Raw genomic sequence first — 15,217 nt, 5'->3', positions numbered from 1 at the left:
GACAACTCCTCCCTGTGGCGATGGGTCTCGGATCTGCGCTTAAGGTTGTCCGGGACGACAGCGGAGTTGGGAGCGGCCAGCTAACCCTTCTTCGCCGGCTTGCTCTGCGTTGGATTGAACAACTTCTTCAAATCGTTCAAGCTTTCCGACAGGCGCGGCCACTCGCAGGAGAACGAGCCCTTGGTGCAGGGCGCGCCCTTCGGCTTCGGGCCGACAGTCTGCTGCACCTTCGGCCGCTCAACCGGGACGGGCACGCGTGCGCGTTCGACCTCGGTTCGCAGTGCGATCTGCTGGAGCTGCTGGACCTGTTGTTCCTGCTGCTCGCGCTGCTGTCGCGCGGTGGCTTGGGCCGCTTCATTGCTGCGGCGCTGACTGGCGAGATAGGCGGTGTAGGCTTCGTCGATCTTCTTCTGCTCCTCGGGGGTCGGATTCGGCCCGGCGATGTCGAAGGTGCGATCCTGGAGGAAGTCGTAATAGGAATAGCCGCCGCCTGCCTTGCGGCGGCCAGCGAACTTGGCGTTGCAATCGGCGAGCGCCGCCGTCTTCTCAGCCTTGGTCGGAGATTTCTCGGCGGCGTCAGCGCATTGCTCGAAGTCGACCGGCGCGCGCTTCCACCATTGCGCCCGGGCATGCGGCAGCGTCAGCAGAAATAATCCTGCTGCGGTAACGAGAAGCGGCGCCGCACGACGCGATGCAACTACGACCGACATTTTACGAGAGCATTCCTTGCACGACTCAACCCCACCTGAGTCGAGCCGGATTTTTGCCTCTTTATCGCCGGCTTGTCACCCATGGAACCCGGGAATTTCATGGCTGGGCTGCTGACATTTTTTGCTTGACGTGGCGCGGGAGTCACAGCCGCGCGGCAGGTGATGCGCTTAAACTTTTATTGGTCTGAATTCGAAGGAGAATGTCCGTTGCGAGCGCTGGCAGGTATCGTCGCAACCGCCCTGGTGCGAACGTGGCGCCGGCCGCGCTCGAACAGCGCTATGTCGAGCGCGAGGTGATCTATCTGCTCGGCACCCTCGAACCAATCCGGAGCATCGCGCGCTCGACAAGAGCTGCATGGCGAAGGCGCAAGGCGCCACGCGCTACGCCCGCGGACATGCCTATGCGGAGGCGATGGCCAAGCGCAACCACCGCACGCCCAATCACAAGATCTGGACGTTCCCGGCGTCGGCCATGACGGCGACCAGATGCTGACCTCGCGGTGCGGGCTCGCGGCACTGTTCGATAGTGCGGGCTGCAGCGCGGAGCGCTGATGCGCATGCCTTGAAGGCTTGTGCCTTGAAGGCTTGGCTTTGGCTGTTACACTTCGCACTGTGAGCGCCTCATCGTGAGGCGGCGCCAAAAAGACGAAGTGGAAACGCCTGATGCTGCTGCCTCTGTCCGACGTGCCGCGCTGGTACGCTGAGCGCAAACCGCACGGCACGATCGCCGTCCGTCATGGGCAGGAGACGCTGACATGGGACGAGCTCGAGCGTGGCGCCAACCGGCGCGCGCGGGCGTTCATGGCCAAGGGCGTCAAGCCCGGTGACTTCGTCGCGATCGGATTACCCAACAGCAACGCGTTCTTCGAGACATCCTTTGCGGTGTGGAAGTGCGGGGCAACGCCGACCTCGCTGTCGTGGCGGCTGCCGCGCGGCGAAGCCGCCGCGGTGCTCGACATCCTCAAGCCGGCGCTGGTGGTCGGCGGCGAGGCCGATTGGAACGCGCCGAACCGTCTCCCGGCTGATTTCGTGCCGCAAGGTTTTTCGGACGAGCCGCTCGACCCGCCGGTGGCGCGCTACTGGAAGGCCATGACCTCAGGCGGCTCGACCGGCCGTCCCAAGGTGATCCTCGACCATCATCCGGCAGTGACCGACACCGTCGCTGCGCCGCCGCTGAATATCCCCTTCGGGGTCTCACTGCTCAATCCCGGCCCGCTGTATCACAATGCGCCGTTCATCGTGTCGCATTACGCGCTGTTCGCCGGCGGCAAGCTCACCGGCCTCGTCAAGTTCGACGCTGAGGAGACGCTGCGGCAGATCGAACGCGAGCGCGTGCAATGGGTCAATTTCGTGCCGACCATGATGCACCGGATCTGGGCGCTGCCGGAGACCGTGCGCAACGCCTACGATGTATGGAGTCTTCAGACGGTTTTCCATATGGCTGCTCCGATGCCGCCCTGGCTGAAGGAGAACTGGATCGCCTGGCTCGGGCCCGAGCGGATCTGGGAGCTCTATGGCGGCACCGAGCGCCAGGGCGCCTGCATCATCTCCGGTACGGAATGGCTGACGCACAAGGGTTCGGTCGGCAAGATCGGCGACATGGCGAAGCTTCGCATCATCGGCGAGGACGGCAACGATGTCGCGCTTGGCGAGACCGGCGAGATCTATTTCCTCAACAATGACGGCACGGACGCGACCTATCACTATCTCGGCGCCGAGCCGAAGCGCCGTGCCGACGGCTGGGAATCGCTTGGCGATATCGGCCGGCTGGATGCGGAAGGCTATCTCTATCTCGGTGACCGTCTTGCCGACATGATCCTGCGCGGCGGCGCCAACATCTATCCGGCCGAGGTTGAGGCCGCCGTCTCCGCCTGTCCCGGCGTGCGTTCCTGCGTCGTGGCGGGATTGCCCGATCCGGAATTGGGCCAGCGCGTCCACGCCATCATCGAGCCGGAGCCCGATGCCGACGGTCAGGCCATCGCTGATGGCGTGGCCGATTTCCTGAAGGACAAGCTCAGCCGCTACAAGCACCCGGAGAGTTTCGAGATCGTCAACGCGCCGCCGCGCGATGATTCCGGCAAAGTCCGCCGCACCCTGTTGCGCGACGAGCGCGCGGCGTGGATGAAGGAGGGGCGCGCCTTCCGGATTTGGCCGGCGAAGGCGCGGGCGCACGCCGAATAAGACAAAAACACGGACAAGAACACGGAAGGACGACATGACGATCACCATCGCAGCGAGCAGCGTGCCGAAGCCGCCGGCGAGCATCATCGCAGGTTTCGGCGACGCGCCGACCTCGGTGATCTCAGACAATCTGGCCCGGCTGCCGGGCGCAGTGGGGTTAAGGCCCTTTCATCGCGGCGGCAAGCTGGTGGGAGCGGCCTTCACGGTGCGCACCCGTCCCGGCGACAATCTCGCCATCCACCGCGCGCTCGAGCTGGTCGGCCCTGGCGACGTCATCGTGGTCGATGGCGGCGGCGACGAGTCGCGAGCCCTGGTCGGCGAGATCATGAAGAACATCGCGCAATGGCGCAAAGCCGAAGGCTATGTCATCGACGGCGCGATCCGCGACGTTGCGGCGTTCGCGGCCGACGACTTTCCCTGCTACGCCCGCGCGGTGATCCATCGCGGCCCCTACAAGAACGGCCCCGGCGAGATCAACGTGCCGGTCACGATCGGCGGCAGCGTGATTGCGCCCGGCGATATCGTCGTCGGCGACGAGGACGGCGTGGTGTCGTTTCCCGCCGCGGGCGCCGCGGCTCTGCTGGAGGCGGTGCGCGTCCAGGTCGCGCGCGAGGAGGAGACGCTGAAGGCGATTCGCGAGGGGCGCTACCAGGGCTCCTACGGCAAGTCCTGATCAGGCGACGACAAGAGAGGATGGCATGAGCCAGAAGAATGAATTCCACAATATCGATGATCCCAGCGACGGGCTGTTTCGCGAACTCGCGGCTGGGGTGACCACGCGCATCTTCTCCGGCGAGCAGGCGATGCTGTCGGTGGTGACGCTCGCGCCGCACGCGCAGGGCACGCTGCACCATCATCCCGAGGAGCAATGGGGCGTGCTGCTCGACGGCTCCGCCATCCGCGTCCAGGGCGATGAGGAAATCCCGGTCAAGAAGGGCGATTTCTGGCGCACACCCGGCAACGTGCCGCACACGATGCGCGCCGGCCCCGACGGCGCCCGCGTGCTGGACATCTTTAGTCCACCAAGGCCAGAATACAGGAAACCGGGATCCGGTTTCGGGACGACCTGAAGCGCTCAAAAGAAAAAGCAAAGCGCGCGGGGATCAAAGGGAGGGGACCATGACGATCACGCGACGTACGCTCCTGGCTGCGCCGGCCATCCTCGCAATGGCGCAGGCGGCGGCGCAAGGGAGCAAGATCACGCTCGTGGTGCCGTTTCCGCCGGGCGGATCGACCGACGCGATGGCGCGGCTGTTGCAGTCCAATCTGCAAACCAGGCTTGGCCGCATCGTCGTGGTCGAGAACAAGTCGGGCGCCGCTGGCGCGCTCGGAGCGGCGCAGGTGGCCAAGAGCCCCGCGGACGGCTCGACATTTTTGGTGACGTTCGATTCCCATGCGGTGATTCCATCCATCCTCGACAAGCCGCCGGTGGATGTCGAGCGTGAGCTGATGCCGGTCCTGCTGATCGGCACCGCGCCTTACGTCATCGCGGCCGGCGCCGGCCGTCCCTACAAGAGTTTCGCGGACGTGGTGGCGGCCTGCAAGGCGACGCCCGGCGCGGTGAAATATGCCTCGGTCGGCATCGGCACGCTCGGCCATCTCGCCATGACCGTGCTCGGCAGCAAGGCCGGTGTCGAGATCATGCACGTACCCTATCGCGGCGGCGGCCCGGCGATGAACGACGTGCTCGGGGGCCATGTCGATCTGATTGCGGGATCGGCGGCGCTGGTCGCAGCCCAGCTCGGCACCAACATGCTGCGACCGATCCTGCAGCTTGGCCGCGAGCGGCTGCCGGCACTGCCGGACACGCAGACCGCGATCGAGGCGGGCTTTCCGGACTTCGAGACGCTCGCCTGGTGGGGCATCTTCGCGCCCGCCGGCACGCCGCCGGACATCGTTTCGGCCATGGCGACGGCCTCCAAGGAGATCCTGAGTGAGCCCGCGACCGCCGCCCAGCTCAAGGACACCCAGCACATGACGCTGCTGCTCGAGGACGGCGCCGCGTTCAAGGGCTTCTTCGACAAGCAGGTCGCTTATTGGGGCAAGGTGGTAAAGGATAACAATATCAGGGCTTAGCTATCCGGCCTCTTCAAACTCCGCGGAGCGGCCGCGCGAAGCTGAGCTCATGGCCATCGGGGTCGGTGAGATGGAAATAACGTTCGCCCCATTCCGCATCGCGCGGCGTGGTCGAGGGCCGCCATCCGGCGGCGCGCGCCTGCTCAAAAGTCGCGTCGACATCGGCGACATAGAAGATGACGCGGCCCCACCAGGACCAGCGCTTGTCGTCCGGCTGTGCCGTCAGGTTGAGATAGCCGGTCCCGGCGCGAAAGCTGGTAAATGCCGCGGCTTTTCCGCCATAGAGGAGCTCGAACCCCAGCGAATGATAGAAGTGAACGGCGCGCGCCATGTCGTGCGTGCCGAGGGTGATAGCGCTGATGCTTTCGATCATGGGAGCTGCTCCGCAGGGTCAACCCAGACGCGATTGTACAGCCTCCTCGCTCGGCTTGGCGATGACCCGCCTTGCGGCTGGCGAACGGCATCCTGCTCTGCTATGAGGGGGCCGAACCCGCAACTCCGGGTTCCGCGGTCCCGTAGCTCAGCCGGATAGAGCGGCGGTTTCCTAAACCGTAGGTCGGAAGTTCGAGTCTTCCCGGGATCGCCATTTTCAGGGCACCGTTACGGTTTGCCACGCCGCTCGGCGCAAAAATTGCTAGAAGCGAGCGGCTTCCTTCCTTGCTGGCCCGGCCGACGTGCCCGCCACACCTCACAGCACTATCCGGAGACGACGATGCCTTTCGACCTGATCCTGCGCGGCGGCCGTGTGGTCGATCCGTCCCAGAAGCTCGATGCCGTGACCGATGTCGCTTTTGCCGGCGGCAAGGTGGCAGCGGTCGGCAGCGGGCTCAAGGCCGATCCGGGCACCGAGGTCCGTGACGCGTCACGCTACATCGTGACGCCGGGGCTGATCGATCTGCACACCCATGTCTATTGGGGCGGCACCTCGCTCGGCATCGATGCCGAGGAGTTCTGCCGCCTCTCCGGCGTCACCACGGCGGTGGATACCGGCAGCGCCGGGCCGGGCAATTTCGCAGGCTTTCGCAAGCATGTGATCGAGCCGAGCCAGGTCCGCATTCTCGCTTATCTGCACGTCTCGCATGCCGGCATCTTCGGCTTCTCGCACCGGATCATGGTCGGCGAGAGCGAGGAGCTGCGGCTGATGAATCCGATCGACGCGGCCAAGGTGGCGGATGCCAATCGCGATCTCATCGTCGGCATCAAGGTGCGTGTGGGCCTGCACTCCTCGGGCACGTCCGGAACCGTGCCGCTCGACATCGCGCTCCAAGTCGCGAACGAGGTCGGCATGCCCCTGATGGCGCATATCGATCACCCGCCGCCGAGCTATGAGGAGGTGCTGGCCCGCCTGCGCCCAGGCGACGTGCTCACCCACGCGTTCCGCCCCTTCCCCAACACGCCCGCGACCGCGCAGGGCACGGTGAAGAAGGCGGTGCTGGATGCACGCGAGCGCGGCGTGCTGTTCGACATCGGTCACGGCAAGGGCTCGTTCGCGTTCAAGACCGCGCGCGCGATGCTCGCCAACGGCTTCTATCCGGACACGATCTCGTCCGACATCCACATGCTGTGCATCGACGGCCCCGCCTATGACCAGGTCACGACCATGTCGAAATTCCTGTGCATGGGCATGGAGCTACCGGATGTGATTGCGGCTTCGACGGTGAATGCGGCGATGGCGCTGCGCCGCCCCGAGCTCGGCAGCCTCAAACCGGGCAGCGTCGGCGACGCCACGCTGATCTCGGTCAAGCAGGGCCAGTTCGATTACGAGGACGTCGTCGGCGAGCACCTGATCGGCGATCGCAAGATCGTCTCCGACGGTGTCGTTATCGGCGGCCGCTGGTGGCATCCGAATTGAGCAGGACGCGATTACAGCGACCTTGCAATCAACAGCTTCATGATCTCGTTGGTGCCGCCGTAGATCTTCTGGATGCGGGAATCGATGAAGATGCGTGAGATCGGGTATTCCTGCATGTAGCCGTAGCCACCGAACAGCTGCAGGCATTCGTCGGCGGTCTCGACCTGCTTCTCCGAGCACCAATATTTCGCCATCGACGCCGTGACCGTGTCGAGGTCTTTTGCGATCAGGCGCTCGATGCACCAGTCGACGAAGACGCGCGCGATCATCGCCTCGGTCTTGCGCTCGGCGAGCTTGAACGCGGTGTTCTGGAAGTCCATCAGCGGTTTGCCGAAGGCTTTCCGCTCCTTGGTGTAGTCGGTGGTGAGCTTGATCGCACGCTCCATCGCGGCGACGGCGCCGACCGCGAGCGCGAGGCGCTCCTGCGGCAATTGCTGCATCAGCTGGACAAAGCCCTGGCCTTCCTCCTTGCCGAGCAGGTTGTCCGGCGGCACGGTGACATTGTCGAAGAACAGCTCCGACGTGTCGGAGGCGTGCAGGCCGATCTTGTCGAGGTTGCGCCCGCGCCGATAGCCTTCAGTGCCCGCCGTCTCGACCACGATCAGCGAGATGCCTTTCGCGCCCGCCTCGCCGGTACGTGCGACCACGATGACGAGATCAGCGGCCTGGCCGTTGGTGATGAACGTCTTCTGGCCGTTGATGACGTAGGAATTGCCCTGCTTCTTCGCCGTGGTCTTCACGGCCTGCAGATCCGAGCCCGTGCCGGGCTCGGTCATGGCGATGGCGCCGACCATCTCGCCCGAGGCCATCTTCGGCAGCCAGCGCTTCTTCTGCTCCTCCGAGCCGTAATTGAGAATATAGTGCGCGACGATGGCGCTGTGCACGGAGACCCCCGTCGTCAGCTCCGGCACCGTGCTTTCGAGATCGTCCAGCACCGCCGCGTCATAGGCGAAGGTGGCGCCCAACCCGCCATATTCCTCCGGCACGCTTGCCAGCAGCGCCCCCATCTCGCCGAGCCCGCGCCAGGCGAAGCGGTCGACCATTTTCTGCTCGCGCCATTTTTGCGCGTGCGGCGCCAGATCCTTGGCGAGATATTTCCGGAACTGGTCGCGGAAGATTTCGAGCTCTTCGGTCATCCAGGAGGAGCGGTAGGACATGGTTACCTCGGTTAATGCGGCTGTCCGGCTTGGTAGGCCGGCAGGGCGCGGCAATTATTGTGTTTTCAGGCTGCGCCAGTGACGCTACCAAGGCGGCCGGAAATGCATCAGGGTGTCTGATTTTGGCTGCCAAAACTCAAGAGCTCAAGCTCGACATCGAGCGCATCGGCACAGTCTCGGCGATCCTGACGCAGCCGGCCGAGGCGCGCGCCTGCTACGTGCTGGCGCACGGCGCAGGCGCCGATATGCGGCATGCGTTCATGGAGAAGGTCGCACAAGGTCTCGCTGACCGCGGCATCGCGACGCTTCGCTTCAATTTCCCGTACATGGAGAAGAAGCAGCGGCGTCCCGATCCACCGGCGGTCGCCCACGTCGCGATCCGCGCGGCGGCCGTGGAGGCGGCGCGGCTGTGCCCGGGATTGAAGCTCGTGGCCGGCGGGAAGTCGTTCGGCGGGCGCATGACCTCGCAGGCGCAGTCCAAGGCCCCATTGCCTCACGTCAAAGGGCTCGCCTTCCTCGGCTTTCCCCTGCATGCCGACAAAAAGCCGTCGGTCGATCGGGCCGAGCATCTCGCCGCCATCGCAATCCCGATGCTGTTCCTGCAGGGGACGCGCGACGGGCTTGCCGATCTCGGCCATCTCAAGCCGGTCGTCGCGCGGCTCGGAGCGAAGGCGACGCTGCATGAGATCGAGGGCGGCGATCACTCCTTCGCGGTCCTGAAAAAGTCCGGCCGCAGCAATGACGAGGCGCTGACAGAGGTGCTCGACACGCTGGCGGCTTGGATCGATGGGCTTGCCTGAAGCTCACGCCGCATAGAGCCCCTTGTCGCGCGCCTTCTGGATCGCCAGCGCGGCGATCAGGTCGAGGGCAGGCGTCGATAGGCCGGCGGCGCGCGCGAAGGCGGCCGGCGCCTTCACCAGCACGTCGATCTCCATGGCGCGACCGAGCTCGTAATCCTGGAGCAGCGATGGCTTGTGATTGGGGGCGGGGCCGCTGCGGGTCACGCGCTTGACCTCGGGGATGAAGTGCTGGGCGATGTCGTTGGCCTCGTTCAGCATGCGCGGAATGACTTCAGTGAAGGCGGGATCGTCGCGCACGCCGCGCGCGGTCTGGCCGGTGAGCAGGCACAGCACCGACAGCGACATGTTAGTCAGGAGCTTTGACCAGATCGCCTCGCGGATCTCGGCCACCGGCGGCGATTCCAGCCGGGCATCGTTGAAGACACCGCGCAGCCTGGTGATGCGCTCGGAATTGCGGTCGTCGCATTCGCCGATCAAGAGGCGGTTGCGGTCCGGGGTGAGGTTCTGCACCACGCCGGGCGCGATCACCTCGTTGGACGAGAAGACGATGCCGCCGACGATGCGTCCCTTCGGGATGCAGGCGCGCAAGCGCCCGCCGGGATCGAGAAACGAAATGTCCGGCGGCGTGGGGTGTCGCGGCGGCAGGCCGATGCCGTACCACCAGGGAATGCCGTTCTGCGCGAACACGATCGCGGTGTCGTCTTGCAGCAGCGGCTTGATGCTGGAGACCAGTCCCTGAAGCGCGGTTGCTTTCAGCGTCGAGATCACGACGTCCTGCGGCCCGAGTTGGGCCGGATCGCCGGACGCGTTCACCTTGGCGCCGACCTCGGAATCGCCGACGCGCAGCTTGAGGCCGCCGGCGCGCGCCGCCTCCAGGTGCGCCCCCCGCATCACGCAACTGACCTCATGGCCCGCGCGTGCCAGCCGTACCGCAATGTGGCTGCCGACGGCGCCCGCGCCGAAAATGCAGATGCGCATGTCTGTGTCCCGTCCTGATCTCTTGCCGCCTGGTGCCAGCATGACACAAGCCGCCATGCGATGGACGCGGCCGCCCCACGCCGGAAAGATATGGATCAGGGCGCGCGGCCTCGGCCATAGTGCGCGGCAAACAAATCGACCGGAGGATCGCCGATGACCGCCAATCCAGTGTTGTGGACCCTCGACGAGCGCGGCGTTGCGACCGTCACCCTGAACCGTCCCGAGGTCAACAACGCCTATGACGGCGCGTTGATCGCGAGCGTGCTCGCGGCCATGGACGATCTCGGCAAGAAGCAGAGCCTCCGCGTCGTCGTGCTCCGGGGCAATGGCAAGCATTTCCAAGCCGGCGCCGACCTCAAATGGATCAACGGCGTGCGACCGCAATCGACCCAAGCGAACGAGGCGGCCTCGCGAGCGACCTTCGAGGCCGTGCAGCGGCTCAACACGCTGCCGGTTCCGACGGTCGCGCTGGTGCAGGGCGGCTGCTTCGGTGGCGGCACCGGCGTGATCGCGGCCTGCGACGTCGTGATCGCCGCGGACAACGCCCTGTTCTCGATCACCGAGGTGCGCTGGGGCCTGACCGCCGCCATCATCATCCCGCAGCTCTGCGACGCAATGAGTGTACGGCAAGTCCGCCGCTACGCGCTGACCGGCGAGCGCTTTGGCGCCGAGGACGCCCGCCGCATCGGCCTCGTCCACGAGGTGGTGCCGCTCGCCGAACTGGAGGCCGCAGGCAGCAAGGTGGTCGAGCAGTTGCTCGCCAACGGGCCGGAAGCGATGGCCGAAACCAAAATGCTCGCGATGGAGAGCTCGTTCGGCGGCATGGCGGTGGACGATGCCGCTTACACGCGCCTCGTGCACCTGCATTCGGTCAAGCGCCAGAGCGCAGAGGCGGCGGAAGGGCTGGCCTCGTTTGCCGAGAAGCGGGCGGCGAATTGGCGGGGCGGCAAAGGTTAGGCGTTCAGCAGCCGCGGCAGATGTTGTTGATGCTGCGATAGACGGCATCATCGTCCTGCCGCATCCGGCGCAGCGTTTCCAGTGTCCTGCGCTCGTCGATCGCGAGCTTTTTTGGTGGATTGTAGCTCAGTGCGCACTGATCCATAGTCGGCCTCAAGCAAGAGAGTTGTGAACAGGGACGCGTCATGCGGGCGATGATCGAAGAACCGGCACGACAGGTGCCGCTCTATGGCGAATATGAAGTCGTCGTGCTCGGCGGCGGCCCGGCCGGCATCGTTGCGGCGGCGTCAGCGGCGCGCGCGGGGCGGAAGACTCTGCTGGTCGAGCGCTACGGCTTTCTCGGCGGCATGGGCACGGCAGCCGGCGTCACCAATTTCTGCGGCCTGCACGGCAATGTCTACGGCGAGCATCGCCGCTTGGTGCAGGGCATGGCCTCGGAGCTGCTGGCGCGGATCGATCGGCTCAACGGTCTCAATGCGCCGCACCTGATCCTCGGCAAGGTCTTTGCCCAGGCCTATGACACCGCCGCCTACAAGATCGCGGCCGACGAGCTGCTTGCCAGCCATAAGGTGCACATCCTCTTTCACGCGCTCGGCGCCGGCGTGGTGATGGGCGATGACCGCCGCATCGATGCGCTGATGGTCGAGACCAAGGCGGGCCGGCAGGCGGTGCGATCTGAGATCTTCATCGACTGCTCGGGCGACGGCGATCTCGCGGTGTGGGCCGGCGCGCCGTTCGAGATCGGCGACGAGCATGGCCATCCGATGTACCCCTCGATGATGCTGCGTCTCAACGGCATCGATCCTGCGAAGGCAGGGGAGGCCTGGCGAACCATTCCGCAATTGATGGAGAAGGCCACTGCCGCCGGCACGCACAAATTCCCACGCAAGAGCGCGATCGTGCGGCCGCAAAAGTCCGGCATCGAATGGCGGGTGAATTTCACGCAAGTCGCGCGCGAGGACGGCCACGCCATCAATGGCGTCGAGCCCGACGACCTCACCCGCGGCGAGATCGAGGGCCGCAAGCAGGCGCTCGCCGCGTTCGAGTTCCTGCGCACTGTGCCGGGCTTCGAAAATTCCTACATCGTCGACCTGCCGCCGCAGCTCGGCATCCGCGAGACCCGCCGCATTAGCGGCGGCTACCAGCTCAGCGGCGAGGACGTGCTCGGCTGCGCTTCGTTCGAGGATTCGATCGGCGTCAATGGCTGGCCGATCGAGGCCCATGTGCCCGGCGACGTGGTCTTCACCTTTCCGCCGATCCCGGACTCGCGCGGCTATAACGAGCTGCCGTACCGGATGCTGGTGCCCGAAGGCGTCGACAATCTCCTGGTCGCCGGCCGCTGTGCCTCCATGACCCATGAGGGCCAATCGGCGGCACGGGTCTCCGGTGCGTGTTTCGTGATGGGGGAGGCGGCCGGTTCCGCTGCCGCCCTGGCGCTGGCCGGAAACCGGATGCCACGTGACATCGCCGTTGAAAAATTGCAGGAAACGTTGAAACGGCAGGGCGCCTTCATCGGGCGGGACCAGACGGTGCCCAAGGGCCTGTAGCGGACTGCAAGAGAATGCCCAAGAGAAGCACTGGAGGAAATGGGATGATGGGGATGGCGCGGCTCGCGCTGGTGGGCCTTTTGGCGATCACGGCGATGAGCACGGCCCGGGCCGAAGACGCGCTGAAGGCGAAGATCGGCGTGCTTCGTCTGTCGTCCTCCGCGCCGGTCTTCATTGCGCAGGACAAGGGCTATTTTCGCGAGGCCGGCTTGGAGGTCGAGCTGAAGTTCTTCGACGCGGCGCAGCCGATCGCGGTCGCCACCACATCGGGCGACGTCGATTTCGGCATCACCGCCTTCACCGCCGGTCTCTACAATCTCGCCGGCAAGGGGACGCTGAAGGTGATCGGCGGCATGAGCCGCGAGAAGGCCGGCTATCCCCTGATCGGCTATTTCGCCAGCAACAACGCCTATGCCGCCGGCCTGAAGACGCCGAAGGATCTTGCGGGCAAGCGCGTGGCGGTGACGCAGGTCGGATCGAGCTTTCATTACTCGCTCGGGCTGCTCGCCGACAAATATGGCTTCAAGCTCGCGGACGTGAAGATCGTGCCGCTGCAATCGCTGTCGAATGCTGCGGCTGCGCTAAAGGGCGAGACCGTCGATGCGGCGCTGCTTCCGGTCTCGACGGCGCGAAAGCTGATCGATGAGGGCGGCGCGAAATTTTTGGGCTGGGTCGGCGACGAGACGCCCTGGCAGTTAGGGGCGGTGTTCGCTTCGCCGAAGACGCTGACCAACAAGGCGCTGGTGACAAAACTGCTCGCCGCTCTGGCGAAGGCCGATCGCGAATATCACGACGTCATCCTCGCGGCGATGAAGGACGGTGTTGCGCCGGTCAACGACCAGACCAAGCCGCTCTTGGAGATCATTGCCAAGTATACCAACCTCCCGGTCGAGCAGGTGGTTGGCAACTGTGCCTATATTGACCCCGACGGCAAGCTGGATGTGAAGAACGTCGACAACCAGATCAAATGGCTCCAGGAGCAGGGTTTTGCCGACAAGGGCTTTGATGCGAACGCGATCATCGCGAAGGACTATGTGAAGGCGGATTGATGCTGACGATGCAGACTCTCGTGACGGGCAACCTGCCACCTTCCCCTGAAGGGGGAGGGTCGATCGTGCCGGCGATGCGCAGCATCGTCCGGAGCGAGCGGGGTGGGGTGAGCCATGGCGGTGGTCTGTCCGTCGTTCGCTCCGAGTACTCGCGGAAAGTCCGGGAGCAGGCATTGTCAGCATCCATGTGGATAGACCGCCACCCCATCCCGGTTTGCATTTCGCTTCGCTGCATGCAAACCGACCCTCCCCCTCCAGGGGACGGTGAAGAAGGCGGGCGCGCATGGATCTGATCGCCAACCACATCTCTCATCGCTTCGGCGACCTCGCCGTGCTCGACGACGTCTCGTTCACCGTCAGCGCCGGCGAGGTCGTGGCGATCGTCGGTCCCTCCGGCTGCGGCAAGAGCACGCTGCTGTCGATCCTCGGCGGCCTCTTGCAGCCGAGCTCGGGTGCGCCCGAGCTGCGCGGCCAGCCGCCGGCGGACAGCCTCAATCCGCTGACCTTCGTGTTCCAGGATTTTGCGCTGCTGCCATGGGCGACGGTCGAGGAGAACGTCGAATTCCCGTTGCTGCACACGCAGCTTTCAGCAACGCAGCGTCGCGCGCTGGTCGAGGACGCGCTGCGCCGCACCGGCCTGACTGAATTTCGCAAGACCTTTCCAAAACAGCTCTCCGGCGGCATGCGCCAGCGCGTCGGCATTTCGCGCGCGCTTGCGGTCAAGCCTGCGATCCTGCTGATGGACGAGCCGCTGTCGGCGCTGGATTCGCAAACCCGCGAACTGCTGATGGAGGATTTCGTTCGCCTGCTCGCCGACGGCGGCATGGGCGCGGTCTACGTTACCCATAATCTCGAAGAGGCAGCGCGGCTCGCCGACCGCATCGTGGTGCTGTCGCGGCGGCCCGGCCGCATTCGCGAGGTCGTGACCGTGCCGATGACGCGTGCAGAGCGCGGCGAAACCGCTGCGCGGGAAAAGCTGCTGGCGCTACAAAGCCAGATCTGGTCGCTAATCCGCAACGAGGCGATCGACGCCGAACGCGAGGTTCAGCATGCTTGACCGTGCGCCGGCGGAAGGCGCTTCGAGGGACCAAGCGACTCGACGCGTCCGCTTCCGCGGTGCGGGCTTCGTGCCTGCGTCGAGCCGCTTCGGCGGCTGGATCGCGCTCGCGCTCGTCATCGCGATCTGGCAGGCCGCCGGCACCGCGGGCTTCGTCAATCCGCTGTTCCTGCCGGCGCCGTCGGCGATCGTACGTGCGATCTATCAGCTCGCGATCTCTGGCGCGCTCTGGCAGCACGTTTCGGCCTCGCTGCTGCGCATCGGCATCGGCTGGTTGCTCGGGACGGCGGCGGGCGTTGCCGTCGGGTTCGCCATCGGCCTGTCGCGGCTCGCGCGCAGCGTCGGCATCACCTTGATCTCGGCGCTGTTCCCGATCCCGAAGATCGCGCTGCTGCCGCTCCTGATCCTTTGGCTCGGCATCGGCGAAGAGCCGAAGATCGCGACCATTGCGCTCGGCGTCTTCTTCTCGACCGCGATCTCGGTCTATAGCGGCGTCGACGCGGTGCCGCGCAACCTGATCCGCATGGCGCAGAGCTTCAACGTTCCGTTTGCCACCATCGTGCGCAAGGTGATCTGGCCTGGCGCGCTGCCCGCGATCCTCGCTGGCTTCCGCATCACCGCCTCGGTCGCGCTGCTGCTCGTCGTCAGCGCCGAGATGATCGGCGCGCAATACGGCATCGGGGCCTTCGTGCTCCAGGCCGGCAATCTGATGCAGACGGATCAGCTGCTTGCGGGTGTGGTGATTCTGTCGGTGTTCGGGCTGGCCGTGGGGAAGGTGATCGGCTGGCTGGAGACAAGGCTGCTACACTGGCGGTGAGCACCGCTGTCATTCCGGGGCCCGCGAAGCGTGAAC

Annotated in this window: 16 protein-coding genes, 1 tRNA gene and 1 pseudogene; 13 read left to right on the top strand and 5 right to left on the bottom strand. The window is 65.4% G+C overall.

Annotated features, from left to right (window positions below; translation table 11 throughout):
* Positions 1-80 precede the first annotated feature (80 nt).
* Positions 81-710, bottom strand: coding sequence for a hypothetical protein (locus IVA96_RS10020; RefSeq protein WP_247276338.1), 630 nt, complete (start codon positions 708-710; stop codon positions 81-83).
* 260 nt (positions 711-970) lie between these two features.
* Here IVA96_RS10020 and IVA96_RS10015 point away from each other — a divergent pair.
* The 5 genes and pseudogenes from IVA96_RS10015 to IVA96_RS09995 form a co-directional block, all read left to right on the top strand.
* A pseudogene (locus tag IVA96_RS10015) lies at positions 971-1,262 on the top strand (alpha/beta hydrolase); the annotation flags it as partial.
* Between the two features lie 111 nt (positions 1,263-1,373).
* Entirely contained in the window at positions 1,374-2,891 is a 1,518-nt protein-coding gene (locus IVA96_RS10010) for an AMP-binding protein (protein WP_247416957.1), read from the top strand.
* Positions 2,892-2,925: 34 nt separating this feature from the next.
* Positions 2,926-3,564 (top strand): RraA family protein, encoded by a 639-nt coding sequence (locus IVA96_RS10005; protein ID WP_247276340.1) that lies wholly within the window; start codon positions 2,926-2,928, stop codon positions 3,562-3,564.
* A gap of 25 nt (positions 3,565-3,589) precedes the next feature.
* Positions 3,590-3,961, top strand: coding sequence for a cupin domain-containing protein (locus IVA96_RS10000; RefSeq protein ID WP_247276341.1), 372 nt, complete (start codon positions 3,590-3,592; stop codon positions 3,959-3,961).
* 49 nt (positions 3,962-4,010) lie between these two features.
* A complete protein-coding gene (locus IVA96_RS09995) occupies positions 4,011-4,967 on the top strand; it encodes a tripartite tricarboxylate transporter substrate-binding protein (protein ID WP_247276342.1) in 957 nt (318 codons plus the stop codon).
* 13 nt (positions 4,968-4,980) lie between these two features.
* Here the strand turns inward: IVA96_RS09995 and IVA96_RS09990 are convergent, their stop codons facing one another.
* Positions 4,981-5,340, bottom strand: coding sequence for a VOC family protein (locus tag IVA96_RS09990; RefSeq protein WP_247276343.1), 360 nt, complete (start codon positions 5,338-5,340; stop codon positions 4,981-4,983).
* 136 nt (positions 5,341-5,476) lie between these two features.
* On the opposite strand from IVA96_RS09990, the gene IVA96_RS09985 reads away from it, so the two are divergent.
* Both IVA96_RS09985 and IVA96_RS09980 read left to right on the top strand, forming a co-directional pair.
* Positions 5,477-5,553, top strand: a tRNA-Arg gene (locus IVA96_RS09985).
* 126 nt (positions 5,554-5,679) lie between these two features.
* Positions 5,680-6,819: an amidohydrolase/deacetylase family metallohydrolase gene (locus IVA96_RS09980; RefSeq protein ID WP_247276344.1), complete on the top strand. Its 1,140-nt coding sequence runs from the start codon at positions 5,680-5,682 to the stop codon at positions 6,817-6,819.
* Positions 6,820-6,830: 11 nt separating this feature from the next.
* On the opposite strand, the gene IVA96_RS09975 is transcribed toward IVA96_RS09980, so the two are convergent.
* Complete coding sequence (locus tag IVA96_RS09975; RefSeq protein WP_247276345.1) at positions 6,831-7,976, bottom strand: acyl-CoA dehydrogenase family protein; 1,146 nt, start codon at positions 7,974-7,976, stop codon at positions 6,831-6,833.
* Positions 7,977-8,098: 122 nt separating this feature from the next.
* On the opposite strand from IVA96_RS09975, the gene IVA96_RS09970 reads away from it, so the two are divergent.
* The gene (locus IVA96_RS09970; protein ID WP_247276346.1) at positions 8,099-8,776 is read left to right on the top strand and encodes an alpha/beta family hydrolase; all 678 of its coding nucleotides are present in this window, start codon (positions 8,099-8,101) and stop codon (positions 8,774-8,776) included.
* A 3-nt stretch (positions 8,777-8,779) separates the two neighbouring features.
* Here the strand turns inward: IVA96_RS09970 and IVA96_RS09965 are convergent, their stop codons facing one another.
* The gene (locus IVA96_RS09965) at positions 8,780-9,754 is read right to left on the bottom strand and encodes a ketopantoate reductase family protein (RefSeq protein WP_247416953.1); all 975 of its coding nucleotides are present in this window, start codon (positions 9,752-9,754) and stop codon (positions 8,780-8,782) included.
* Positions 9,755-9,907: 153 nt separating this feature from the next.
* Between IVA96_RS09965 and IVA96_RS09960 the strand changes: the two genes are divergently transcribed.
* Positions 9,908-10,711: an enoyl-CoA hydratase-related protein gene (locus IVA96_RS09960; RefSeq protein WP_247276348.1), complete on the top strand. Its 804-nt coding sequence runs from the start codon at positions 9,908-9,910 to the stop codon at positions 10,709-10,711.
* A 4-nt stretch (positions 10,712-10,715) separates the two neighbouring features.
* On the opposite strand, the gene IVA96_RS09955 is transcribed toward IVA96_RS09960, so the two are convergent.
* Positions 10,716-10,856: a hypothetical protein gene (locus IVA96_RS09955; protein ID WP_247276349.1), complete on the bottom strand. Its 141-nt coding sequence runs from the start codon at positions 10,854-10,856 to the stop codon at positions 10,716-10,718.
* 40 nt (positions 10,857-10,896) lie between these two features.
* On the opposite strand from IVA96_RS09955, the gene IVA96_RS09950 reads away from it, so the two are divergent.
* The 4 genes from IVA96_RS09950 (at position 10,897) to IVA96_RS09935 (ending at position 15,181) form a co-directional block, all read left to right on the top strand.
* Positions 10,897-12,258, top strand: coding sequence for an FAD-dependent oxidoreductase (locus tag IVA96_RS09950; protein WP_247276350.1), 1,362 nt, complete (start codon positions 10,897-10,899; stop codon positions 12,256-12,258).
* 44 nt (positions 12,259-12,302) lie between these two features.
* On the top strand, positions 12,303-13,307 hold the full coding sequence (locus IVA96_RS09945; RefSeq protein ID WP_247276351.1) for an ABC transporter substrate-binding protein: 1,005 nt from the start codon (positions 12,303-12,305) through the stop codon (positions 13,305-13,307).
* A gap of 283 nt (positions 13,308-13,590) precedes the next feature.
* Complete coding sequence (locus IVA96_RS09940) at positions 13,591-14,364, top strand: ABC transporter ATP-binding protein (RefSeq protein WP_247276352.1); 774 nt, start codon at positions 13,591-13,593, stop codon at positions 14,362-14,364.
* Positions 14,357-15,181: an ABC transporter permease gene (locus tag IVA96_RS09935; RefSeq protein WP_247276353.1), complete on the top strand. Its 825-nt coding sequence runs from the start codon at positions 14,357-14,359 to the stop codon at positions 15,179-15,181. Before IVA96_RS09940 ends, IVA96_RS09935 begins: the two co-directional genes overlap by 8 nt.
* The last annotated feature ends 36 nt before the right edge of the window (positions 15,182-15,217 follow it).

Origin of the sequence: Bradyrhizobium sp. 159 (assembly GCF_023073795.1) — a bacterium.
GTDB lineage: Bacteria > Pseudomonadota > Alphaproteobacteria > Rhizobiales > Xanthobacteraceae > Bradyrhizobium.
The sequence above is the reverse complement of the archived record's forward strand: the minus strand, read 5'-3'. Positions and strand labels throughout refer to the sequence as shown.